The organism is Acinetobacter sp. FDAARGOS_558 (assembly GCF_003937785.1).
In the GTDB taxonomy this organism is placed as follows: Bacteria; Pseudomonadota; Gammaproteobacteria; order Pseudomonadales; family Moraxellaceae; genus Acinetobacter; species Acinetobacter baumannii.
The window spans coordinates 1,011,368-1,033,606 of the sequence record NZ_RKJH01000001.1 but is presented as its reverse complement, the minus strand read 5'-3'; the positions used below and the strand labels follow the sequence as shown (position 1 = coordinate 1,033,606).

19 protein-coding genes are annotated in these 22,239 nt (G+C 39.0%); 12 read left to right on the top strand and 7 right to left on the bottom strand.

Annotated elements, in window-relative coordinates; genetic code table 11:
• Positions 1-44: 44 nt before the first annotated feature.
• Positions 45-824 (bottom strand): ferredoxin--NADP reductase, encoded by a 780-nt coding sequence (locus EGT34_RS05010; protein ID WP_000718711.1) that lies wholly within the window; start codon positions 822-824, stop codon positions 45-47.
• A gap of 104 nt (positions 825-928) precedes the next feature.
• On the opposite strand from EGT34_RS05010, the gene tsaA reads away from it, so the two are divergent.
• Positions 929-1,657 carry a tRNA (N6-threonylcarbamoyladenosine(37)-N6)-methyltransferase TrmO gene (gene tsaA / locus EGT34_RS05005; protein WP_002022825.1) on the top strand — a complete coding sequence of 243 codons (729 nt, stop codon included), beginning with the start codon at positions 929-931 and terminating at the stop codon, positions 1,655-1,657.
• 9 nt (positions 1,658-1,666) lie between these two features.
• Here tsaA and EGT34_RS05000 read toward each other — a convergent pair whose 3' ends face one another.
• Complete coding sequence (locus EGT34_RS05000) at positions 1,667-2,935, bottom strand: MgtC/SapB family protein (protein WP_001052956.1); 1,269 nt, start codon at positions 2,933-2,935, stop codon at positions 1,667-1,669.
• Between the two features lie 287 nt (positions 2,936-3,222).
• Between EGT34_RS05000 and EGT34_RS04995 the strand changes: the two genes are divergently transcribed.
• From EGT34_RS04995 to EGT34_RS04980, 4 genes are all read left to right on the top strand, one after another.
• Entirely contained in the window at positions 3,223-4,980 is a 1,758-nt protein-coding gene (locus EGT34_RS04995) for a GspE/PulE family protein (RefSeq protein ID WP_001020922.1), read from the top strand.
• Between the two features lie 81 nt (positions 4,981-5,061).
• A complete protein-coding gene (locus EGT34_RS04990) occupies positions 5,062-5,421 on the top strand; it encodes a NirD/YgiW/YdeI family stress tolerance protein (RefSeq protein ID WP_000783090.1) in 360 nt (119 codons plus the stop codon).
• A 107-nt stretch (positions 5,422-5,528) separates the two neighbouring features.
• Entirely contained in the window at positions 5,529-6,191 is a 663-nt protein-coding gene (locus EGT34_RS04985) for a response regulator transcription factor (protein WP_001221447.1), read from the top strand.
• The gene (locus tag EGT34_RS04980) at positions 6,188-7,546 is read left to right on the top strand and encodes a sensor histidine kinase (protein ID WP_001257360.1); all 1,359 of its coding nucleotides are present in this window, start codon (positions 6,188-6,190) and stop codon (positions 7,544-7,546) included. Before EGT34_RS04985 ends, EGT34_RS04980 begins: the two co-directional genes overlap by 4 nt.
• A gap of 65 nt (positions 7,547-7,611) precedes the next feature.
• Here the strand turns inward: EGT34_RS04980 and hemP are convergent, their stop codons facing one another.
• Entirely contained in the window at positions 7,612-7,782 is a 171-nt protein-coding gene (gene hemP, locus EGT34_RS04975) for a hemin uptake protein HemP (RefSeq protein WP_000993415.1), read from the bottom strand.
• 136 nt (positions 7,783-7,918) lie between these two features.
• Here hemP and EGT34_RS04970 point away from each other — a divergent pair, with 136 nt between their 5' ends.
• A complete protein-coding gene (locus EGT34_RS04970; RefSeq protein WP_001125744.1) occupies positions 7,919-8,818 on the top strand; it encodes an NUDIX domain-containing protein in 900 nt (299 codons plus the stop codon).
• A 21-nt stretch (positions 8,819-8,839) separates the two neighbouring features.
• Here EGT34_RS04970 and EGT34_RS04965 read toward each other — a convergent pair whose 3' ends face one another.
• Both EGT34_RS04965 and mrcB read right to left on the bottom strand, forming a co-directional pair.
• Complete coding sequence (locus EGT34_RS04965) at positions 8,840-9,391, bottom strand: tetratricopeptide repeat protein (protein ID WP_000913439.1); 552 nt, start codon at positions 9,389-9,391, stop codon at positions 8,840-8,842.
• 20 nt (positions 9,392-9,411) lie between these two features.
• Positions 9,412-11,808, bottom strand: a complete 2,397-nt coding sequence (mrcB, locus tag EGT34_RS04960) for a penicillin-binding protein 1B (RefSeq protein ID WP_000667412.1) — start codon at positions 11,806-11,808, stop codon at positions 9,412-9,414.
• Between the two features lie 185 nt (positions 11,809-11,993).
• On the opposite strand from mrcB, the gene EGT34_RS04955 reads away from it, so the two are divergent.
• Both EGT34_RS04955 and EGT34_RS04950 read left to right on the top strand, forming a co-directional pair.
• Positions 11,994-12,902, top strand: a complete 909-nt coding sequence (locus EGT34_RS04955) for an NAD(+) kinase (protein WP_001167242.1) — start codon at positions 11,994-11,996, stop codon at positions 12,900-12,902.
• Positions 12,899-13,171: a YeaC family protein gene (locus EGT34_RS04950; protein WP_001019667.1), complete on the top strand. Its 273-nt coding sequence runs from the start codon at positions 12,899-12,901 to the stop codon at positions 13,169-13,171. Before EGT34_RS04955 ends, EGT34_RS04950 begins: the two co-directional genes overlap by 4 nt.
• Before the next feature lie 201 nt (positions 13,172-13,372).
• Here EGT34_RS04950 and EGT34_RS04945 read toward each other — a convergent pair whose 3' ends face one another.
• Entirely contained in the window at positions 13,373-14,386 is a 1,014-nt protein-coding gene (locus EGT34_RS04945; RefSeq protein WP_001093417.1) for a glycosyl transferase family protein, read from the bottom strand.
• Positions 14,387-14,885: 499 nt separating this feature from the next.
• Between EGT34_RS04945 and EGT34_RS04935 the strand changes: the two genes are divergently transcribed.
• Positions 14,886-16,244 (top strand): dicarboxylate/amino acid:cation symporter, encoded by a 1,359-nt coding sequence (locus tag EGT34_RS04935; protein WP_001085436.1) that lies wholly within the window; start codon positions 14,886-14,888, stop codon positions 16,242-16,244.
• Positions 16,245-16,407: 163 nt separating this feature from the next.
• Complete coding sequence (locus EGT34_RS04930; protein WP_000881868.1) at positions 16,408-17,553, top strand: acyl-CoA dehydrogenase family protein; 1,146 nt, start codon at positions 16,408-16,410, stop codon at positions 17,551-17,553.
• 43 nt (positions 17,554-17,596) lie between these two features.
• On the opposite strand, the gene EGT34_RS04925 is transcribed toward EGT34_RS04930, so the two are convergent.
• Positions 17,597-18,541, bottom strand: a complete 945-nt coding sequence (locus tag EGT34_RS04925) for an alpha/beta hydrolase (protein ID WP_153184110.1) — start codon at positions 18,539-18,541, stop codon at positions 17,597-17,599.
• Positions 18,542-18,726: 185 nt separating this feature from the next.
• On the opposite strand from EGT34_RS04925, the gene pheA reads away from it, so the two are divergent.
• Both pheA and EGT34_RS04915 read left to right on the top strand, forming a co-directional pair.
• Entirely contained in the window at positions 18,727-19,836 is a 1,110-nt protein-coding gene (gene pheA, locus EGT34_RS04920; protein ID WP_000606364.1) for a prephenate dehydratase, read from the top strand.
• Between the two features lie 108 nt (positions 19,837-19,944).
• Entirely contained in the window at positions 19,945-22,191 is a 2,247-nt protein-coding gene (locus tag EGT34_RS04915) for a bifunctional prephenate dehydrogenase/3-phosphoshikimate 1-carboxyvinyltransferase (protein ID WP_000082057.1), read from the top strand.
• Positions 22,192-22,239 lie beyond the last annotated feature (48 nt).

Here is a 22,239-nt window from a genome sequence, read left to right as displayed (position 1 = left end):
AAAAAACCGAGGACTTTGCCTCGGTTTTTTAATTAGTAAAAATCTTATTTTTCTACGAACGCACGTTCAATGACATAGTCGCCCATTTCACCCATACGAGGTGATTCAACTAAACCGTGTTGGTCAAGTAACGCAGCAACATCTTTCAAGAATGCAGGGCTACCACAAAGCATTGCGCGGTCAGTTTCACGGTTGAAACGTGGTAAACCAATTTTTTCAAATAAAGCACCAGTTTCAATTGCGGTTGTTACACGGCCTTGAGTATGGAAAGGTTCACGAGTAACGGTAGGGTAGTAAACAAGTTTGTCTTTAATACCTAATTCTTCAAAGAACTCATTGTTTGGTAATTCGTTCAAGATTAGGTCTTGATAAGCTAATTCAGAAATATAACGCGTACCGTGAACTACGATTACTTTTTCAAAGCGTTCGTAAGTTTCTGGGTCACGAATAATTGACAAGAATGGAGCAAGACCAGTACCAGAAGATAATAGATACAAGTTTTTACCAGGTAAAAGGTCATCATGAACCAATGTACCTGTTGGTTTTTTAGAAACTAAAATTTCGTCGCCAACTTGTACTTTTTGCAAAATCGAAGTTAAAGGACCGTCTTGTACTTTAATCGAGAAGAATTCTAACTCTTCTTCGTAGTTCGCACTTGCAATCGAATATGCACGCATTAACGGTTTGCCATTCACTTCAAGTCCGATCATCACGAACTGACCATTTTTAAAACGTAAGCTAGCGTCGCGTGTAGTTTTAAAACTGAAAAGGGTGTCATTCCAGTGGTGCACATGAGTAATGCGTTCAACGTTAAAAGCAGCCATTAAAGGTCTCGATCACGATTAAAAGAAAACAGGTTGCTATTCTAATCTAATTTCATTCCCGATAAACTGAATATATTTAATTGTGTTTATAAGAAAAAGTGATGATGAATTCTGTCACCCTCCCAATAGTCGGGCACATGTGCTCACCTTTTCGAGAAAAATTTGGTATTCCACGTCAGCCTAATTTGGTCAATATCGAGTCTTATATCGAAATGGTAGAACCTTATAATGACTTATTAGCTTTTGAGGGAATCGAACAATTTAGTCATCTTTGGCTCATCTGGCAGTTTCATGACAATAAAAATCAGGAGACTGCGACTAAATTCCGGCCTCAAGTTCGCCCACCACGTCTAGGGGGCAATGAAAAAATTGGTGTGTTTGCGACACGTAGTATGTATCGTCCAGCGCCTATAGGCTTATCTGTAGTACGTTTAAACAAGGTTGAAAAAGTCGGTAAATCATTAAGAGTTTATGTTACTGGCAGTGATTTATTAAATGGCACGCCAATTTTAGATATTAAGCCTTATATTCACTATTCAGATGCAATTGTTGATGCTCAAAGTGGTTATGCGCAGGCCGAACCAGAACGAAAATCGGTCTTGTGGTCTGAAAATGCATTGTCTACCCAGCAGTCTCTTTTTAAAAATAAAGAAATTAATGCACAATATCTTGATGAATTAGAAAAAGTATTGTCATTAGATCCTAGACCTGCCTATCAAGAAGACCCTGAACGAGTCTATAAAATGAAATTTTCGAATTTTGATATTCATTTTAAAGTTAATGGCAATGTCATTACAGTTGTTGATATGGTGAAAGACACATCTCTCGTGTAATAAAGCTATTTAGAACCAATGTATGTTCATCCATAGCAAGCTAATAAATATTGTCATATGCAAAATTTGGGCAGGTATGAAAGCAAGGGCATAATGCAGTCCACCAGAAATGGCAGAGTTAATGCTCTTGGCAATTGCATGAACAGCAAAGCCACCCATGAACGCGATTAATAACGAAGTCTGAGAGTTATTTGGTTCACCTTGTACAATCACTGCTGCAATAGCGGCATGTATTTCGAATAAAGAAGCAAGTAGTGTCCCCGCGATTAAGCCTGCATTGCCTAAATATAGACTTAGGCCATAAACCCCTGCCTGAATGAGCGTAAGTGTCCCAGCAATAATAATCGCTTCTTTTAAGCTGAACATTCTGGTATCGAGTTCAGATGAAGTCGTACTTAGTTCTGCCTTACGTAATAAGATGAAAGCCCATACCGCTAAAAAAGCCAATGCAATGAGTGTTGGAAATATAATGAGTTTGAACCATGCCAAACTTATACCGACGACAATAATTAAGGTTTGTACCAATGTGGAAACGCATGACATTAATGCTGCACCTGCATTTGTTTTTGCATTCGCGCGACCAGAGCGTACTTCTAAGCCTAGACTCGCGATGGTGGCAGTACTTGAAACAAAACCCGAGGCTAAAGAAGAAAGTAATAAGGCATTTTTAGAGGATAAAAGCCGCTTTGCAATATGTGCGAGGGCTTGTACAAATAAAATCAACGTCAGTAACTTTAAAATCACATGAGGGTTTAGAACGGGTCCCCAAAAAGGTTTATTGGGAACTAAGGGTAAAGCAATTAGAAGTAGAGCAAGTAAAAAAATCCCGTCGCGCAATTCCGATTCGGTAATCCATTGACTGGCAATGCCGTGCATTGATTGTTTTGCTAATAAAATAATCGTCATGATGACGGCGAGTCCCGCAGCTAACGAAATATTCCAGATACAAAGTGCCCCAATAAAGTAAGTCATAATAAAGGCAAGTTCTGTGGTGACACCGGGGTCATTTGGCTGATTTTTAAGAGATACAATACTGATCGCGCCTATAAGTAGAGCGCCTACAATCCCGATTGCGGTACCAAATAAAAAACAAACTGCTCCGAGTAAGGAACTAATTGCAAAAGAGCGAAAACCCGCGAAAGTTTTATATTCGTGTTTTAACTTACTTCGTTCGCGCTCCAGACCTACCAATAAGCCGCAGCCTAATGCAGCCGCAATAGTGGTAATAAACTCTTCAAAAGATACGGTTTGTAATGACATTGTCATTGGAAGATTCATAATACTTCCTCTTTGGTTTATTGTTATATGTAGATGTCAGCCATTTAAAAATCATGTATTCCATTTCAGTTTATGCTTTTTCTTGTATTGAGCCTAGTCTCTTTTTTAATCAAACTATCACAATAAGCATCTTTATAAATATGATCTATGACACAAAAAAATACTAAGTTGAGAATTGGATTAATTATTTGAAGTTCAAAGATATTTAAAAGCTAAACTTGGGTTTTTTATACAGGCTAAACCTAAAACTTCTCTGATATATTATAAAAATATATTGGGGAAAACACATGAATATACATGTAGAAATAGACACACATTGGTGTCTAGAACAACTATTACAAGAAGGCCGTATCACTGAACGAGATAAGTTACTTGTACAAACCACAAATAGGCAAAAAGATCAGTTGAAATGGCATCCATTACAGTGGATTGCGCATTTTAATTTAAAAGACCAACATCATGTGCAAGCACATTTAAGTTTAAACCGTCTGTGCCAATGGTTTGCAGATCGGGCGCAATTACCTTTATTTGTGATTGATCCTTTAAAGGCGGATGTGAGTGCTTTAACTCAAGTCATGTCGCAAGAGTTTGCGATCCGTAATCATATTTTAGCTGTAGAAGTCCACACGGACCGAATTGTGATAGGAACAGACCAGCCTTTTCAAACAGACTGGCTAAATAATTTAGAGAAGAGTTTAGCACCCAAAAAAATTGAACGTGTATTTCTCAACCCCGAGCAATTACAACGTTATTTACGAGAATATTATCAAGTCAGCCGAGCAGTAAACTCAGCTCAAAAAGATGCGGCTCATGACCGTGATAACAACGGTGTAGAGGCACTTTTACAACTTGGTGATAGCCAAAACCCTGATGCCAATGATCAGCATATTGTGAAATTGGTAGACTGGATTTTGCAATTTGCATTTGAACAGAGCGCCAGTGACATTCACATGGAACCGCGTAAAGACAATGGCAAAGTTCGGTTCCGTATCGATGGTGTTTTACATACCATTTATAACATGCCTTCAAATACCCTGACCGCCGTGATTTCTCGGATTAAAATTTTAGGGCGGCTAAATGTAGCAGAAAAGCGTAAACCGCAAGATGGTCGATTAAAAACACGTACGCCGAAAGGACAAGAAACCGAACTACGTCTATCTACCTTACCAACAGCGTTTGGTGAAAAACTGGTTATGCGTATTTTTGATCCAGATGTGTTAGTACGTTCCTTTCAGCAATTGGGTTTTGACCAGTCTTTATTACAACAATGGCAGCGTATTACGCAAAATAGTCACGGCATTATTTTAGTTACGGGGCCAACAGGTTCTGGTAAAACCACAACGCTATATTCTTCTTTAAAGCAGCTTGCAACCGAGCAGGTTAATGTCTGTACCATTGAAGACCCGATTGAAATGCTAGAGCCTAGTTTTAACCAAATGCAGGTCAATCATGCAATTGAACTGGGCTTTGCAGATGGTGTGCGTGCGCTTATGCGACAAGACCCAGACATTATTATGATTGGGGAAATTCGTGACCAAGATACTGCGAATATGGCCATTCAGGCTGCACTCACAGGCCACTTGGTATTATCAACTTTACATACCAATGATGCGCCGTCTAGTTTGACCCGTTTACATGATTTAGGTGTACAACCATTTTTGACTGCTGCAACAATTTTGGGTGTTCTCGCGCAGCGCTTAGTGCGTAAGCTTTGCCCAAACTGCAAACAACAAACTCATATTAATGAAGATGAATGGCAGCACCTAACATTTGACTACATTATGGAAATGCCAGAAAAAGTTTATCGGGCAGTAGGTTGTGAAGAGTGCCGGCATACGGGTTATAAAGGTCGAATCGGCATTTATGAGTTTATGCCAGTTAGTCTTGAGCTTAAGCATCTTATTAGCAGTCATGCGACATTAAATGAATTAAGAAGCCAAACTAAAAAAGAAAGTGTAGAGCCTTTAAGAATTGCAGGAGCTCGCAAAGTTCTTGAAGGTTTGACCACCTTGGAAGAGGTATTGCGGGTTGTTCCATTAAATTAAATTTTTCTTAAGATTCACCTCATCTATCGATGGTGTAATTGTTTTATTCCAAGGGTAAACCAAATAACAGAGGGTAATTTTATGAAAATGCTTAAAGTAATTTTGATGACTGCGGGTATGGCAACTGCGGGTGTGGTTGTAGCAAATACACCTGTGAATCAGGCAGCTATTGCTCCAGCGACAGTTACTACAGTGAAACAAGCTTTAGCATCAAAAGATAATACACCTGTAAAATTACATGGTCAGGTCGTAAAATCTTTAGGTGATGAAAAATATCAATTCCGCGATAAGAGCGGTAGCATTACAATTGATGTAGATGATGAGCTTTGGCAAGGACGTCCTGTTTCAGCCAATACAAATGTGACTTTAATTGGTGAAGTAGACATAGATTATAAGCCTTTAAAACGTGTAGAAATTGATGTGGACCAGGTCCAGTTCTAATAAATTAATTTCTATATTAATTCCTTTTAGCCGCATTTAAATCATGCGGCTTTGCTTTTTTTATAAAGACTTGGCAACATCCAATCAGGATATAACAGGAAAAACAGATGAGAATTTTGCTTGCAGAAGATGATCGCTCTCAAGCTGAAAGTATTCAATCATGGTTAGAATTAGACGGTTATCAAGTAGACTGGGTCGAAAGAGGTGATTATGCCCTTACAGCAATTGAGCAGCATGATTATGACTGCATTTTGCTTGATAGGGGCTTGCCCCAACTGGCTGGTGAAAAAGTTTTAACAACCATCCGCCACAAACAAAAAAACGTTCCCGTGATTTTTATTACTGCACGTGACAGTATTCATGACCGCGTAGAAGGGCTTGATTTAGGTGCAAATGATTATTTGGTTAAACCATTTAGCCTAGAAGAATTATCGGCTCGCATCCGTGCTCAATTACGTAAACAAACTCTGAATCAGCAATCGATTTTAACTTGGGGTGATTTGCAACTTGATACACAAGCGAAAGTTGTATTATGTGCTGGTAAAACTATCGATTTAACAGCAAAAGAATTTCAAATATTACGTAAACTTATGGTTCATCCTGAGCATATTATTACCCGTGATCAATTAGAAGAAGCACTTTATGCATGGGGCGAGGAAATCGAGAGTAACGCAATCGAAGTTTTTATTTACCAACTTCGAAAGAAAATCGGAAGCAGCAGTATTAAAACCATACGGGGGCTAGGCTACCGTATGGGAGACTTAAAATGAGATCAAATCGTTCATCCTTGCAGTCACAACTGGTTAAAACCACCATGTGGAGCAGTATTGTGGTGGGGCTACTGGCATTAAGTTTACTCACTATATTTTCGATTTATCACAACATGTCAGTACAAGATGAAATCATGGATGAAATTTCAGATACCTTACTGGTTTCTGACCTTTCTAAACACTCGATGAAGCAGTTTGATGAGCTGAGTGATGAGTTTGATATTCAATATGAGTTATTAGATACAGGTCAGGTGCTTACCCATTCTCATACCTATCAGCATGAACTTTTTGAAAAAGGTAATTTATCAGAAGGTTTTTCATATTTTTGGTTTGATGGCCAATTATGGCGTAGTCTGGCTGCACAACAAGAAGATTCTCAACTACAAGTTGAAGTTTTTCAGCCTATCAGTACACGCATTGAAGAGGTATTGAAAGCACTAGCTGGATATAGCGGCCTTATGGTGCTGTTCTGGTTACTACAGTGGGTTATTGTAAGTTGGCGTACCGAGCAACAATTGGCTGCGCTGAATTTACTCTCTAAACGTATTGCTCAAAAAACTGCCTCAAACTTAGAGCCAATTCAAGAACCAGATGTTATTACAGAAATTCAGCCTGTGATTGATGCTTTAAATCAGCTACTTGCAAGGCTACAAAGGGCACTGGTTGCTGAACAGCGTTTTACTGCAGATGCTTCACATGAACTACGTTCACCTTTATCAGCCATACAAATGCGTCTTCAGGTGTTGCAACGGAAATATCAGCATATTCCAGAGCTTGATCATGATTTTGAGCGTATTCAAGAAGACGTTTCAAGAAGTACAAAAATACTGGAAAATTTATTGTTACTCGCTCGCTTGGAACCTAATGAAACAGAGCAATTAGAACTCTCTAAGAGTGTCGTTGATTTAAATCATGTATTAGCTAGAGTGATAGATACAGTAAATATTGATGCACAAGCCAAACACATGGTAATTGGGACAAACATTCTGTCAAATGAAACCAAAACATTTGCAAATGAAGAGCTCATGTTTATTGCTTTTAGAAATCTATTTGATAACGCTATTCGTTATAGTCCGGCTTTGGGTGCTATTCATGTTGAGCTAAGCCAGTACCAGCAAAAGCTGAAGATTTCTATAGAAGATACTGGGAATGGTGTGGATGATGAGGTCTTAAGGCGTTTAGGACAGCGTTTTTTTCGTGTATTAGGGACAAAGCAACAAGGCTCAGGGTTAGGGTTATCAATTACTAAAAAAATTATTCAACTCCATGGTGGGGAATTACATTTTATGCATGCAAGCCAAGGTGGCTTAAAAGTTGAAGTAATACTGCCTTTTAACCGTGAAATACAAAAATAGCATGGTTGCCCATGCTATCCATTTTTTGTTTTCCCACGAATATTATTGAAACGCGAGGATCGTTCTTATTTAGTTAAAATGAGACGGTTATTGCGAGTAAGGCGTAAACGATATTCCTCGCCAGCATGCATAATTCGAATTTCACGACCTAAGGCGAATAGGTTGTTAGAATGCAGCATTGGTAAGGCATGAGCTGAATCTGTATTGCGTGTAAATAAGCTAAAAGGTGCGTTCATTTGTTGTGCTCCGTGGTATATTCTTGAACGATTTAAATGATAATCATTATCGAATAGATCTGTCAATGAGATTTTAAAGATTTTATAAATTGATAAAATTTGCTTACACTTGTGAAAAATTTTAGTGAGTAGAAAAATGCCCAAACCGATTGTCGATGTCGCAATAGCTATCTTAATTCATCGTGGAAAAATATTAGTGGGATGGCGTGGTGAACAGCAGCATCAAGGTGGAAAGCATGAGTTTCCTGGTGGAAAGGTAGAGCAGGGTGAAACGCCTGAAGAAGCCTGCCGCCGTGAAATTTATGAAGAAGTCGGTATTGGTTTAAAAGATTGGCATCAATTTGATTATATTCACCATGAATATGATGACATTATTGTCAACCTTCATTTGTTCCATAGTTATGTACCTGATGAGTTATTAAATCTTATCCATCAGCCTTGGACATGGTACACACGTGAACAGCTACTTCACCTAAACTTCCCGAAAGCTAATAAAGACATTATTAAAAGATTATATTGGCCTCATTTTATTAAAATTAGCCATACACTTACATCTGTAGAGAATAGTGATGCTTTATTATATTGGCGTATAGAAGATGAATTTGGCCCGCGAGAAGTAGAACAATTAACGGCCTTAGATGAAGGGCAACGATCAAATTTAATTATAAATGTAGATATTTGGCAGCAATTGAACCCCGAGTTAAAAAAACAGATCAAGACTGTTCATTTAAAACAATCTCAGCTCATGAGTTTACATAAAGGTGATTTAGAGGTAGGAGTACGTTTTATTGCTGCTTGTCACGATGCAGTTTCTTTACAACATGCTCAGCAAATTGGCTGTGATGCCGTTTTTGTTAGTCCTGTAAAAGTGACGGCTACTCATCCGGACGTTAGTGCATTAGGATGGGATCGTTTTGCTGATTTAATCGAGAAGTGCCAAATTCCCGTATTTGCTTTGGGAGGCATGAGTCCTGATGATTTAGCCACAGCACAACAACATGGTGCATATGGCTTGGCGGGTATTCGTAATTTTTAATAAGAAATAAAGCATTAAAAGCTAGAAAGCTTTCAATGCTTGTTGTGCTTCTTGAACAGTTTTTGGGTTATTGCGCTGTTGTCCAGCTTTTAAAATGACCAACCAAAGTTGTTTTTTCATGGCTTGACTCTGCGCAAAGCTTAAACCACGTCTTGCAAGAGACTCAGCGTTAGAATATTGCTGTTTATGATTTGCAGTTAATGCCAGAAATAAATAGGTCTCGGCTGCCTGTGGCGCTAAACGCTGTGCTTGAAGAGCGTAGCGCTCAGCCTCGGACCATTGTTGGTTTTTGTAAGCCTGCTCGGTTTTTTGCATTAAAGTTTTAAAAGCGGGTAACTGGCTTCCATCATCATTAAAGCGTTGCGGCTTTTTCTGCTGAGGAACAATCACTTGTAAACTTTTACGTTGAATTTCCGGATGATCATAAGGTGTAATTTTTACACCAGATGAGGACTCGGACTTCTTCTTTTCAGAAACAGGAGGTGTTTTCTCTTTTGGAGCTGAATGATCTGGTAAAGTTGTACAGCCGACCATAAGTACAGCACCAATATAAAAAACACCTTTCTTTAACATATCCTGTTTCCTGTTAACGCTTAGTTGTTATAACTACCACTTGAAATGATTCGTGTGTTATTCGACAGATCTTGTTCCATCTGGTTTTCACTTTCACGAATATAACTGTCGGTATTATCATCCTGAGGCTCAGGAATTGTGTTATCACTTTGTGGCGTATATGTTGGATCAACTTGATAATACGGTGCTCCACATGGCGTAGCACGATGTGGGACTGTATGCGCTAGCATTGGAATATACATGGCACCATCACAAGCTTGTGCTGATAAGTCACCCGATGCACGGTCAATCCATTGCCACTGTACAGAGTCTGGTTGACGTAAGTTTACTGGTGTCTGGCGTAATTGTTTCATCACATTAATCCATACTGGTAATGCACCAGATGAACCTGTTAAACCAGTTACTTTATTGTCATCTAAACCTAACCATACTACTGCAACATGATTACCTGAATAGCCGGCAAACCATGAGTCACGTGTATCGTTAGTCGTACCTGATTTACCCGCTAATTTTAAAGCTGGAGATAAGCTGTTATAGGCTGCACGTCCTGTACCTGATGACATGACCTGTTGTAAACCATAGTTCATGATATAACCGACAGATGGATCAATGGTTTGTTGTACGTTTAGACCATAACGATCAAGTAAACGTCCATTTGCATCTACAACAGAACGAATCGCACGAGTCGGATATTTGAAACCGCCTGTAGCAAAGTTTTCATAAATACCCAGTACTTCCATTGGTGACATATTGACTGCACCAAGGAAAATAGAAGGGTAGGCCGGGATTGTCGATTCAACACCAAATTTTCTTAAATTGTTGGTAAATGTAGATAACCCGAACTCTTGACCTAAGCGCACAGCAGAAAGGTTATAAGAATTTGCTAAGGCTTCACTTAAACTCACAATTCCATGACCACCGCCGCTATAGTTCTTCGGTGTCCAACTTTTACCGCCGTCTACTGGAACACTAATTGGAGCGTCTTCAATCTGGCTTGCCCAGTTATAACGTCCAGATTCAATTGCGCTCAAATAAATGACAGGTTTCAATAAAGAACCGACTTGGCGTTTTGCATCTAAGGCACGGTTAAAGCCGGTAAAGTCTTGCGTTGACCCGACAGCTGCAATTAATTCGCCATTTTCAGGATGGGCAATCAGTACAGCCCCTTGCAGGTTTTTCAAGCGAGCAGGGTTGCTATTAGCTAAGCGCTCTACAGAAGCTTTAAAGGCATTTTGAACTTGTGTTTGAGCAATTGGGTCCAAGGTCGTAAAAATACGTAATCCTTGATTGGTTAAATCACTTTCCTGATATTCGGTACGTAATTGACGACGCACAATATCTAAAAAGTCAGGGAATTTTGCTGGACCTAGGCTTGGTTTGCTTAGAACATTTAAAGGACGCGCAATTTCAGTTTCATACTCTGCTTGAGTTAAATACCCCATGACACGCATGTTATTTAATACTGTATCGCGACGATTTTTTGCCCCTTCGGGGTTTTTCCAAGGATTATATAAAGATGGACCTTGAACCAAACCGACTAAATAAGCTTGTTGTGCAACATTAAGCTCACGTAGTGGTAAACCGAAATAAAACTGAGAGGCCAATCCATAACCATTGATTGAATAGTTACCGTTTTGACCTAAATTCACTTCATTTAAATATGCTTCTAAAATTTCATCTTTGCTGTAATGCAACTCAATAAGTAAAGCCATTAATGCTTCATTAACTTTACGTTTAAGTGTGCGTTCAGGGGTTAGATAGAAGTTTTTGACTAACTGTTGGGTGAGGGTCGAACCACCTTGGCGACGTCCTCCAGTTACATTACTTACCAAAGCACGTGCTGTACCACGAATCGAAATACCGTGGTGATGATAAAAGTTACGGTCTTCTGTAGAAATTAAAGCTTCAATAAGTGGTTTAGGAACACTATTAAGCTTAATCAAAACGCGGTCTTCATTATGTTGAGGATAAATGCCCCCAATTAATAAAGGTTCTAAACGGGCAACTCCAGTTGAGGAAGGTTTTGTACTGCGAACTTCTACAACTTGGTCGTTTGCAAAACTCAGTTCTAAAACCTGTTCAGGCTCTACGCTGTCGCCATAGTCGAAACCACGTGTATGGACATACATGTTGCTGCCTTGAGCAACATAGGTTCCAGACTTGTCATAATTACTTGAAGTTTTGTAACCTAGTAATTTTAATTCTTGGGTGAAATTTGCTTGAGTAATTGGCGCATTATTATAAATTTCCAAAGGTCGAGCAAACACCTTGGCCGGAATGTCCCAGCGTTGTCCTTCAAATTTTTCACGTATAATATTATCTAAACGAATCAGATAGATACTAAGAGCAATAAAAGCACCAATCACCAAAATGGAAAAAATTAGCGCGAAGAAACCGATACCACGTTCAAACTTCATATAAATGAGATAAAACCCTAAACAATGCGTTAATGATGCGATAGCTTGTCATCAATTTGCAATGATAAAACTGTGAATAAATGGAAAACTTAGATTGAATTTTACAGTATCTTGTTGTTATGTTTTTTTAAATTAATCTGGTTAATGTTATGATAGCGTAGAATCGCAGCGGAGCTTACTCATTCGTGCAAATTTCACATAAGTCCTTCAGAAACGTCGGGTTAATTGGTCGACCAGATAAATCATCAGTTGTAGAAACACTATGTTTAATTCATGACCATTTGCTAAGTTTAGGCCTAAACCCCATTTTTGATCAGGAAACTGCCGAATTAGTGCCCTATGATCATGCGCAAGTCGTTAGTCGTCACTTATTAGGTGAAGTCGCTGATCTGGTGATTGTTGTAGGCGGTGACGGTTCATTGCTTCATGCAGCCAGAGCTTTAGTGCGCTACAATACGCCTGTAATCGGGATTAACCGTGGACGTTTAGGTTTTTTAACCGATATTAAGCCTTCGGAAGCTATTTTTAAGCTTGATCAGGTTTTACAAGGTCATTTCCAGCTTGATCGCCGTTTCTTGCTTGAAATGGAAGTACGTACCAATGGTGAAGTCATTTATGACGCAATTGCTTTAAATGATGTCGTACTACACTCTGGTAAGTCGGTACATATGATCGATTTTGAACTCAATATCGATGGGCAATATGTTTATCGCCAGCATAGTGATGGTTTAATTGTTTCGACACCAACCGGTTCAACTGCTTATGCTTTATCAGGTGGTGGTCCAATTTTACATCCAAGTATGGATGCTATTGCATTAGTTCCTATGCATCCCCATACATTATCTTCACGTCCGATCGTAGTTGGTGGGCAAAGTGAAATTAAAATCGTCATTCGCGAAAATCGGGTATTACCGATGGTAAGTGCAGATGGACAACATAGTGTCTCTCTCAATGTCGGTGATAGTTTGCACATCCGCAAACACCCATTTAAATTAAGTTTATTACACCCACCTGGTTATGATTTCTATATGGCTTGTCGTACCAAATTGGGTTGGAACCAAGATTTTGAATCTTTTCAAAGAGATGAATCATGAATATTGAACAAATGCTATCTGTTTTAAACCCTGAGATTGTAGAGCGTTTAAAAACAGCAGTAGAAATTGGTAAATGGCCAAATGGTGTTGCTTTAACGAAAGAACAGCGTGAAACATGTATGCAAGCTGTTATTGCTTGGGAGTTAAAGAACTTACCAGAAGAACAGCGTAGTGGTTATATTGACCGTGGTACTAAAGAAGAGGGTGAGGTTTGTGAAGATGATCATCACAAGCATGAGCCTGAATTTAAACCGATTCGTTTTGTTTAAAACTTAATAAGACAGAAAAATTATTTTTGGTTATTCCATACAGCCTTATATAGCATGTTTTTCATAAGTTATAGCATATAGGCTTTTATTACTTTTGAAGGATCAAAAGTAACCAGAAATCCTCTGTATCACTGACGATACTTCCTGTATCGCAGTGATACGGTCGACATCCATGTCGACCTTCACGATAGCATTTGTTAACTACGAATTAAGATTGCTTAAATTTCGTGTTTCCCATAATACTTTTGCTTTTTGCATCGCTTCCTCGAAATTAGAAACTACGCCCATGGTATATAACGCAATACCCATGGTTTCTGTTACGGCCATTTCCCCATATTCGTGATGCTGTTGACCAAGCCAGACAGCTTTAAAGGTTGCTAAGTCTAACTCTTCTTCAATTGGGCTACGTTCAGGTGTAAGCTTTGGCAACTCATGCTCATAGAGTTCACCATTTTTAATTCCGCAAATCAGCGTTTTCGCGTCTGGGTTTCGTTCAAATTCGCCGCCTTCGCCCTTAATAACTGCGCTATTTTGATAGCCTAAGCGAAGTGCACTATGCTGATGGGAAGTTCTGTAAGCAGGATGGAATATGGCTTGTAAGGTGGCTTTAGCGTTAAAAGGATTAATTAAACGGGCTAAAGTATGAATAGGCGAACGCAAACCCATGACATTTCTTAGAGAAATCAGTTCGCTTAAAACTGGTGAAATTACTTCTAAGGGTAGGTAAGCGAAATTTTGTTCTGCCAATTGGGTGCGAACTTCTTGTTCAGAATGACAAATTTTATAATCTAAATATTCCAAAACTTGTTCGGTATAAACCCGGTTTATGGTATGCCCGGAAGCGCCATGCATTACGATTTTATAACCGTGATGAGCAAGGGTAAGAGCCGCTAATAAGAACCAAGGATAATGTTTACGTTTACCGGCATAAGAGGACCAATCTAAGTCAACTTCTAAAGGTGCAAAATGAAGCTGGTCTTTTGTGGCTTGTACAAAACCTGCAAGTTCATCAATCGATTCTTCTTTAACACGTAGCAGCATTAAAAAAGCACCCAACTGGACGTCAAGAACTTCGCCTTTTAAAATCATAGTAAAAGCCTGATAGGCTTCTTCATAACTCAGTGAGCGAGATCCAGTTTTCCCCTTACCTAAAATACGGACATATTGAGCAAAGGGATGTTCAGCATCTTTATAAATATTACGTTTAGTATTCATGGCAATTCAAAACAGTAAAAATAAGGGGAGTAGGCAGCTCAAAATGAAATGTCTACAAGGACTTATCAATATGACATAAAAAACTGATGAAAAAATATCAAAAGTGTTTCTCATACTAAAGTCTTAAGGCTGCATGAGTATTTTTTGTGCGTATTAGCCAAAATTTTAATCGAATCGTTATTTAATTCGAGTAAACTTCATGTGCTTTTTTGAGCACTCATATCATAATTTTCTGTGATTCTCCTATATCTTCAGCTTTTTATTGAAAAAGTAAGAGGTTATTTCTAGCTACTCAAAGTAGTTAGAAACTTCAGGTATTCTCCTGTTTTAGAAAACAGTTTTTTGTTTTCATTGAGGTAGTAGGAAGGTTTTTTGTTTCTAAAAAACCGTTTCCCTTTTGCGGTGTTCATGTGAAAGGTTAGGGCTGTGTATTCGTAAAGAATAGACGTTTCATTTTGATATTTCCAACGGACTTGGAAATATAGATTGAAGTAAAGTTATGGCTAAAAAACCGATTTATAAATCACTTTATTTTCAAGTGATTATTGCGATTATTGCGGGTGTTTTGGTAGGGCATTTCTCACCAAGTACAACGCAAATTGTTAATGGTGTTGAACAACATATTCCAGGTTTAGGTGAGCAACTCAAGCCATTAGGTGATGCTTTTATTCGTTTGATTAAAATGATCATCGCACCTGTTATTTTCTGTACAGTAGTAAGTGGTATTGCTGGTATGGAAAGCATGAAGTCAGTTGGTAAAACTGGCGGTGTTGCGTTGTTATACTTCGAGATCGTTTCAACAATCGCGCTTCTGATTGGCCTTGTGGTGATTAACATTGCAAAGCCGGGCGTAGGAATGAATGTTGATCCTGCAACTCTGGACACTTCAGGTATCCAAAAATACGTCACTTCTGGTGAGTCACAATCTACCATTGATTTCTTGATGCACATCATCCCAGATACGGTGGTTGGTGCATTTGCAAATGGTGAAATCTTACAGGTCCTTCTTTTTGCAATCCTATTTGGTTTTGCGCTCCATAAGTTAGGTGATGCAGGACGCCCAGTTTTAAAGTTAATTGATCAAATTGCACACGTGTTCTTCAACATTGTGAATATGATTATGAAGCTTGCGCCAATTGGTGCATTTGGGGCAATGGCGTTTACTATCGGTAAATATGGTGTAGGTTCACTGGTACAGTTAGGCCAGCTTATTATCTGTTTCTATATTACGTGTTTACTCTTTATTTTCTTAATTTTGGGTACAATCAGCCGCATTAGTGGATTCAGTATTCTGAAAATGATTCGCCTGATTCGTGAAGAACTATTAATTGTACTGGGTACATCTTCTTCTGAATCGGTCTTACCACGCATGCTCCGTAAACTTGAAATTGCAGGTTGTGAAAAGTCGGTTGTTGGTTTAGTTATTCCAACAGGTTATTCATTTAACCTTGATGGTACGTCAATCTATTTGACTATGGCTGCAATCTTTATTGCTCAGGCAACGAATACACAGCTTGATATTCAACATCAAATTACTTTGTTGTTGGTACTCCTAATCTCATCTAAAGGTGCAGCGGGTGTAACAGGCTCTGGCTTTATTGTTATGGCAGCAACTTTATCTGCAGTAGGACATATTCCGGTAGCTGGTTTGGCATTGATTTTAGGTATTGACCGCTTCATGTCAGAAGCACGTGCTTTAACCAATCTTGTTGGTAACTCTTTGGCAACGATTGTAGTTGCAAAATGGGTGGGTGCTTTAGACAAAGATAAGCTCAATGATGCTTTAAACAACCCAGATGAAGTTGACAGAAAAATGTTGGCTCCAAAAAATCCTCAGGTTGCAGAAGGTTTAGATTAATTCAGATCTACCTATATAAAAAAGGAAGCTTTGGCTTCCTTTTTTATTGGCTGACTGAAAAGTACAGTTTAAATGAGCAGCTAAGCCATGACAGTTGTGTAAAAAATGATTAGCATGCACAGCAATGAGATTCGATAAAACAATAAAGCCGAAGGAAAATATTATGTTGGCATATGATGCAGATTTAGAATTATTCCGTGATAATTTTAAACGTTTTATGAATGAGCATATTGCTCCACATTATGACCAATGGGAACGTGAAGGAATTATGCCACGTTCAGTTTGGTCTCAACTGGGCGAAAATGGTTTTTTATGTGTGGATGTCCCAGAAGAATATGGTGGTTATGGCGTCCCAACGTATTATTCATTAATGTTAGTTGAAGAATCGGCTCGTGCTGGATTTTGCGCATTATCAACTGCTATTTCTTGTCACTCTGAGATTGCGGCGCCTTATATTTTACATATTGGGACCGAAGAACAAAAACAATACTGGTTACCGAAAATGGTAACAGGTGAAGTAGTCGGAGCAATTGGTATGACAGAACCGGGTGCCGGTTCAGACTTACAGTCAATGCGTACCAGTGCCATTTTGCAAGATGACCATTATTTGCTAAATGGTTCTAAAACGTTTATTTCAAATGGACAACATGCTGATCTTGTAGTGCTTGCAGTAAAAACCGATCCGCAAGCGCGTGCGAAAGGTGTATCGTTATTATTGGTGGATACTCACCTAGAAGGTTTCAAAAAAGGAACTAACCTCGACAAAATCGGATTGCATTCTCAAGACACATCTGAGCTATTTTTTGACAATGTTAAGGTTCCTAAAAATCAGTTACTCGGACAAGCTGGACAAGGTTTTGCTTATTTAATGCAAGAATTACCGCGCGAACGTACGGCTATCGCATCGACAGCGGTCGGCGCTATTCGTGGTGCAATTGATTTGGCAACCGCTTATGTAAAAGAACGTCATGCATTTGGTCAACCTATTTCACAGTTCCAAAATACTCGTTTTGTTTTAGCGCAAGCAAAAATTGATGAGCTTGCGACAACAGCTTTCTATGAGCGAAATGTTGCTTTATATCAAGAAGGTAAACTTGATGTTGAGACGGCTGCCGCACTGAAAAGTTTTAGTACAGATATGCAAATGAAGGTTGCGGATAACCTATTACAACTGTTTGGTGGTTATGGTTATATGACTGAATATCCAATTTCACGCTTCTTTGTAGATGCCCGTATCCAACGTATTTACGGCGGTACAAATGAAATTATGAAAGAAATCGTAGCACGTGGATTAATCGGCAAAGCTTAATAATAGTTTCAAAAAAAGCCTACCTTTGAGTAGGCTTTTTTTATTATTTAGCTGTTTTCTGCGATGGTTCATCGAATAAAGATTTACAGCTTTCTAGATTTTGGCATGAAGCAAACATAAGCGCTTTAGGTAAGCTCGCATACAAATTGGTGATATGCTGTTCAGCAGGATTATTGAAATGCCAATAAGTAAATTGGTCTGAACGCTTATTTTCTAAGACTTTAAAGAAATCGTCTTTATTAATTCTTTGATTAAACTGGGTATGTGGCCCACCTTGTTCATGTGTACCGACTGTCGTCATTAGCATTGGGAACACGGTTTGCTTTTGACTTTGCCATTGTTCTAATTCTCGAAATAACATGCCTTGATCAAACCAGAGAGAAGGACTTGCAGCAAAGTAACGCTGGAATGCAGTAGGTTTTTGAAAAAAATGATAAAGCACAAACAACCCTCCAAAAGAATGCCCATAGAGACTTTGCTGTTGGCTATTAATTGGAAATTGTTTAGCGATTTCAGGCTTAAGCTCATTATTTAAAAAAGCAATAAACTGGTCAGCACCACCATATTTATATTTACCTTGTGCTTGAAACTCGGCAGAAGGTTTTGGGGTGTAATCATAAGCGCGTTTTTGCACATCAAAGGTTTTTTGCTGAGGATAGCCCACAGCTACAATAATGAGCGGATCTAAACCTAATTTTGCAGAACCTGCTCCAATCGACTGGGCAATATTTATTGCGCTTGGAAATGTTGCATTACCATCTAATATATAAAGTACAGGATAACCATGTTGGGGTGGGGCAACAGGTGGTTTATAAATTTGAATAAGGTATTCATGTCCAGTATTTTTAGATTTGATTTGGAACTGAGCCTGATTGTTGTGAAAATCGATTTTTGATTGATTTTTTACAGGGGCTTGAGCCAAAACGGAACTACTTATTAAAAAACCTAGAAAGAAATTACAAGATAAAAGGAAAAAAGATTTAAGCATGATAAAGTTAAGAAAATATTATAAGTCAAATAATAAATGAAAATCATTATCAAATAAAGTGGTCTTATACAAAGGTTCGAGCCGGATTAATGAAAAAAGCCCATACACCCATATTGCCTAACAAATCAAAGCCGACTATTGTTATACTCTCGTTTAAAAGATGATTTTGCTGAGGCTGCCTTCCAATGATCAACGATGATCAAAACAAAACGACTTCTCTTAGTTTAGAACAAATTCGCGAAGATATTGATAGCGTAGATCAACAGATTCAAGAGTTATTAAATCGCCGCGCAAGCCTTGCTGAAGCTGTTGCGAAAGCTAAATTTGCTTCTGAAGAGAATCCTTTGTTTTATCGTCCTGAACGTGAAGCACAAGTTTTACGTAAAGTTATGGAGCGCAATCAAGGGCCTTTATCTGACGTAACTATGGCCCGTTTGTTCCGTGAAATTATGTCTGCTTGCCTTGCTTTAGAAGCTCCGCAAAGTATTGCATTTTTAGGCCCAGAAGGTACTTTTACTCAATCTGCCGTACTTAAACATTTTGGTAAAGATGCGGTTGTTCGTCCGCTACCAACTATTGATGAAGTATTCCGTGAAGTAGAAGCGGGTAGTGCGCATTACGGTGTAGTTCCGGTTGAAAACTCATCTGAAGGTATCGTAAACCATACTTTAGATTGTTTTAAAACTTCGAATTTAAATGTGATTGGTGAAGTTGAATTGCGTATTCATCATCAATTCCTTGTTTCTGAAAATACACGTAAAGATAGTATTAAGCAGATTTATGCGCATCAGCAAACTTTGGCTCAATGTCGTCAGTGGTTAGACGCACATTATCCGGGTGTTGAGCGTGTTGCCTTAAACTCAAATGCAGAAGCTGCACGCCGTATTCGCAACGAATGGCACTCAGCAGCGATTGCGTCTGATATTGCAGCAGGCATGTATAACCTTGAAATCTTGCATAGCAATATTGAAGATAATCCGGAAAATACTACTCGTTTCTTAGTGATTGGCCGTGAAAAAATTCCACAAAGTGGCAATGACAAAACATCGTTATTAATTTCAGCGCATGACCGTGCAGGTGCTTTATTAGAAATTTTAGCGCCGTTTGCAAAACATAATATCAGCTTAACGAGCATTGAAACTCGCCCAGCACTACCTGAAAAATGGGCATATGTATTCTTTATTGACTTAGAAGGTCATATCGATCAGGAAAATGTGGCTGCGGCAATCAATGAGATTCGTCCAATGGTAAAAGAACTTCGTATTTTAGGTTCTTATCCTGCTGCCGTTCTTTAATCACTCATGTTGGAATAATGACATGTATCAAGATGGGCATGTCATTATGCTTAAAAAACAAATTGCTCAAAGGTTTAAATAACGTTGAGCAAAAGCAAAGTTGAAGTTATGTCACAACCCCTATTTAAAAAAGTTGCATTTATTGGTTTAGGACTCATTGGGTCGAGTTTGGCACGGGTTATTGTTGCCGAAAAGTTGGCGACAACTATAGTGGCATCTACACGCTCACAGAAAACTTTAGAAGATGCAAAATCACTTGGCTTAATACAAGAAGGGTTTTCCGATCCTGTTGAAGCCGTGAAAGGGGCAGATTTAGTTGTTTTAGCCTTGCCAGTGCGTGCCACTCAAAAAGTGCTTGAGCAAATTAAACCTTATTTGTCAGAAACCACAATTGTAACTGATGTGGGAAGTACAAAAGGTAATGTCGTAGATGCAGCAAAAGCTGTATTTGGTGAAGATTTACCAGCAGGGTTTGTTCCCGGGCATCCTATTGCGGGAAGTGAACACACGGGTGTTCACGCAGGTAAGGTCGATCTCTTTGCAAATCACAAAGTGATTTTGACGCCATTACCAACAAGTGCAGAATGGGCAGTTGAGAAATTGATTCAACTTTGGTCAGCTGCTAAAGCTGAAGTGATATGTATGGATGTCGCCAAACATGATGAGGTTTTGGCGCATACCAGTCATTTACCGCACTTAATGGCATTTAATCTGGTCGAGCAACTTGCAAACCGTGAAGATAACCTTGATATTTTCCGTTATGCAGCTGGTGGTTTCCGTGACTTTTCACGAATTGCTGCCAGTGATCCTCAAATGTGGCATGACATTTTCTTTGCCAATAAAACAGCTATATTAAATGCTGTAGATGGCTTCGAGAAACAACTTACCGTACTTAGAAAATTGATTGAAAACGAAGATTCTCATGCATTAATGGGTTTACTCGGCCATGCTCAGGCAGCACGTCAGCATTTCAATCATATGTTAGCCAAAAAACCTTTAATGGAGAAAAATAAGGTGACACAGCAATTCAGTATCTTACCGGGAAATAAGGCTTTTAAAGGTAAATTTACCGTACCGGGTGACAAATCTGTGTCACATCGCTCCATTATGTTTGGTGCTATTGCCGAAGGCACGACTCATGTAACTGGCTTCCTTGAAGGTGAAGATGCTTTAGCAACTTTACAAGCTTTCCGTGATATGGGTGTAAGCATTGAAGGCCCTAAAAATGGTGAAGTGACCATTCATGGCGTGGGTATGTATGGCTTAAAAGCACCAGCAAGTGCCTTATATATGGGTAACTCTGGAACAAGCATGCGTTTGCTTTCAGGTATGCTTTCTGCACAAAAGTTTGATTCTGTTATGACAGGTGATGCTTCGCTCTCTAAACGTCCAATGGAGCGTATTGCTAAACCATTACGTTTAATGGGTGCGCAAATCCAAACGACAGGTGAGAAAGGTACACCACCTGTAAGCATTACTGGTGGTCAGCAATTAAAAGGTATTCAATATGATTTACCTATGGCATCTGCTCAAGTGAAATCTGGTATTTTACTAGCTGGTTTATGGGCTGAAGGTGAAACTTCGGTAACTGAGCCGGAACCAACACGTGATCATACAGAGCGTATGCTTCGTGCATTTGGCTATGATGTTAAAACTGAAGGCAATAAAATTTCCCTTGTCGGCGGCGGTAAGTTAGTGGGTACTAATATTCAAGTACCATCTGATATTTCATCTGCTGCTTTCTTCATGGTGGGCGCTGCAATTACTGAAGGTGCAGACGTTGTACTTGAAGCTGTAGGTATTAATCCAACACGTACTGGCGTAATTGAAATTTTAAAACAGATGGGTGCTGACCTGACTGTTGAAAATGAGCGGATCGCTGGTGGAGAGCCTATTGCTGATATTCATATTAAAGGTTCACGTACCCTTAAAGGTATTCATATGCCTGAAGACCAAGTACCTTTAGCAATTGATGAATTCCCAGCCTTATTTATTGCAGCGGCTTGTGCCGAAGGCCAAACAGTATTAACAGGTGCAGCAGAGCTTCGCGTGAAAGAATCTGACCGTATTCAAGTTATGGCAGATGGTTTAAAAATCATGGGCATTGATTGCACACCTACTGAAGATGGCATCATTATCGAAGGTAAAGGCAAATCTGGTGATTGGTCACCAATCTTTGCTGGTGGTGAAATTGAATCACACCATGACCACCGTATTGCGATGAGTTTTAGTATGGCAGGTCTTCGTACTTCTGGTCCGATTACAATTCACGGTACTGAGACTGTTGCTACAAGTTTCCCAACTTTTACTGAGTTGGCGAATCGTGCAGGCTTAACGATAGAAGTTAGCCAATAACTTTTTACCTGACACATTTTATAATTGCTAACACAATAGCAACGGCAG

Bases quoted from the DNA above. Each gene is read 5' to 3' on its own strand.
- EGT34_RS04950 (WP_001019667.1), top strand. From the start codon at position 12,899: ATGAATATTGAACAAATGCTATCTGTTTTAAACCCTGAGATTGTAGAG.
- pheA (WP_000606364.1), top strand. From the start codon at position 18,727: ATGATCAACGATGATCAAAACAAAACGACTTCTCTTAGTTTAGAACAA.
- EGT34_RS04970 (WP_001125744.1), top strand. From the start codon at position 7,919: ATGCCCAAACCGATTGTCGATGTCGCAATAGCTATCTTAATTCATCGT.
- mrcB (WP_000667412.1), bottom strand. From the start codon at position 11,808: ATGAAGTTTGAACGTGGTATCGGTTTCTTCGCGCTAATTTTTTCCATT.
- EGT34_RS04985 (WP_001221447.1), top strand. From the start codon at position 5,529: ATGAGAATTTTGCTTGCAGAAGATGATCGCTCTCAAGCTGAAAGTATT.
- EGT34_RS04990 (WP_000783090.1), top strand. From the start codon at position 5,062: ATGAAAATGCTTAAAGTAATTTTGATGACTGCGGGTATGGCAACTGCG.
- EGT34_RS04995 (WP_001020922.1), top strand. From the start codon at position 3,223: ATGAATATACATGTAGAAATAGACACACATTGGTGTCTAGAACAACTA.
- EGT34_RS05000 (WP_001052956.1), bottom strand. From the start codon at position 2,935: ATGAATCTTCCAATGACAATGTCATTACAAACCGTATCTTTTGAAGAG.
- EGT34_RS04925 (WP_153184110.1), bottom strand. From the start codon at position 18,541: ATGCTTAAATCTTTTTTCCTTTTATCTTGTAATTTCTTTCTAGGTTTT.
- EGT34_RS04945 (WP_001093417.1), bottom strand. From the start codon at position 14,386: ATGAATACTAAACGTAATATTTATAAAGATGCTGAACATCCCTTTGCT.
- tsaA (WP_002022825.1), top strand. From the start codon at position 929: ATGAATTCTGTCACCCTCCCAATAGTCGGGCACATGTGCTCACCTTTT.
- EGT34_RS04915 (WP_000082057.1), top strand. From the start codon at position 19,945: ATGTCACAACCCCTATTTAAAAAAGTTGCATTTATTGGTTTAGGACTC.
- EGT34_RS05010 (WP_000718711.1), bottom strand. From the start codon at position 824: ATGGCTGCTTTTAACGTTGAACGCATTACTCATGTGCACCACTGGAAT.
- EGT34_RS04930 (WP_000881868.1), top strand. From the start codon at position 16,408: ATGTTGGCATATGATGCAGATTTAGAATTATTCCGTGATAATTTTAAA.
- hemP (WP_000993415.1), bottom strand. From the start codon at position 7,782: ATGAACGCACCTTTTAGCTTATTTACACGCAATACAGATTCAGCTCAT.
- EGT34_RS04935 (WP_001085436.1), top strand. From the start codon at position 14,886: ATGGCTAAAAAACCGATTTATAAATCACTTTATTTTCAAGTGATTATT.
- EGT34_RS04980 (WP_001257360.1), top strand. From the start codon at position 6,188: ATGAGATCAAATCGTTCATCCTTGCAGTCACAACTGGTTAAAACCACC.
- EGT34_RS04965 (WP_000913439.1), bottom strand. From the start codon at position 9,391: ATGTTAAAGAAAGGTGTTTTTTATATTGGTGCTGTACTTATGGTCGGC.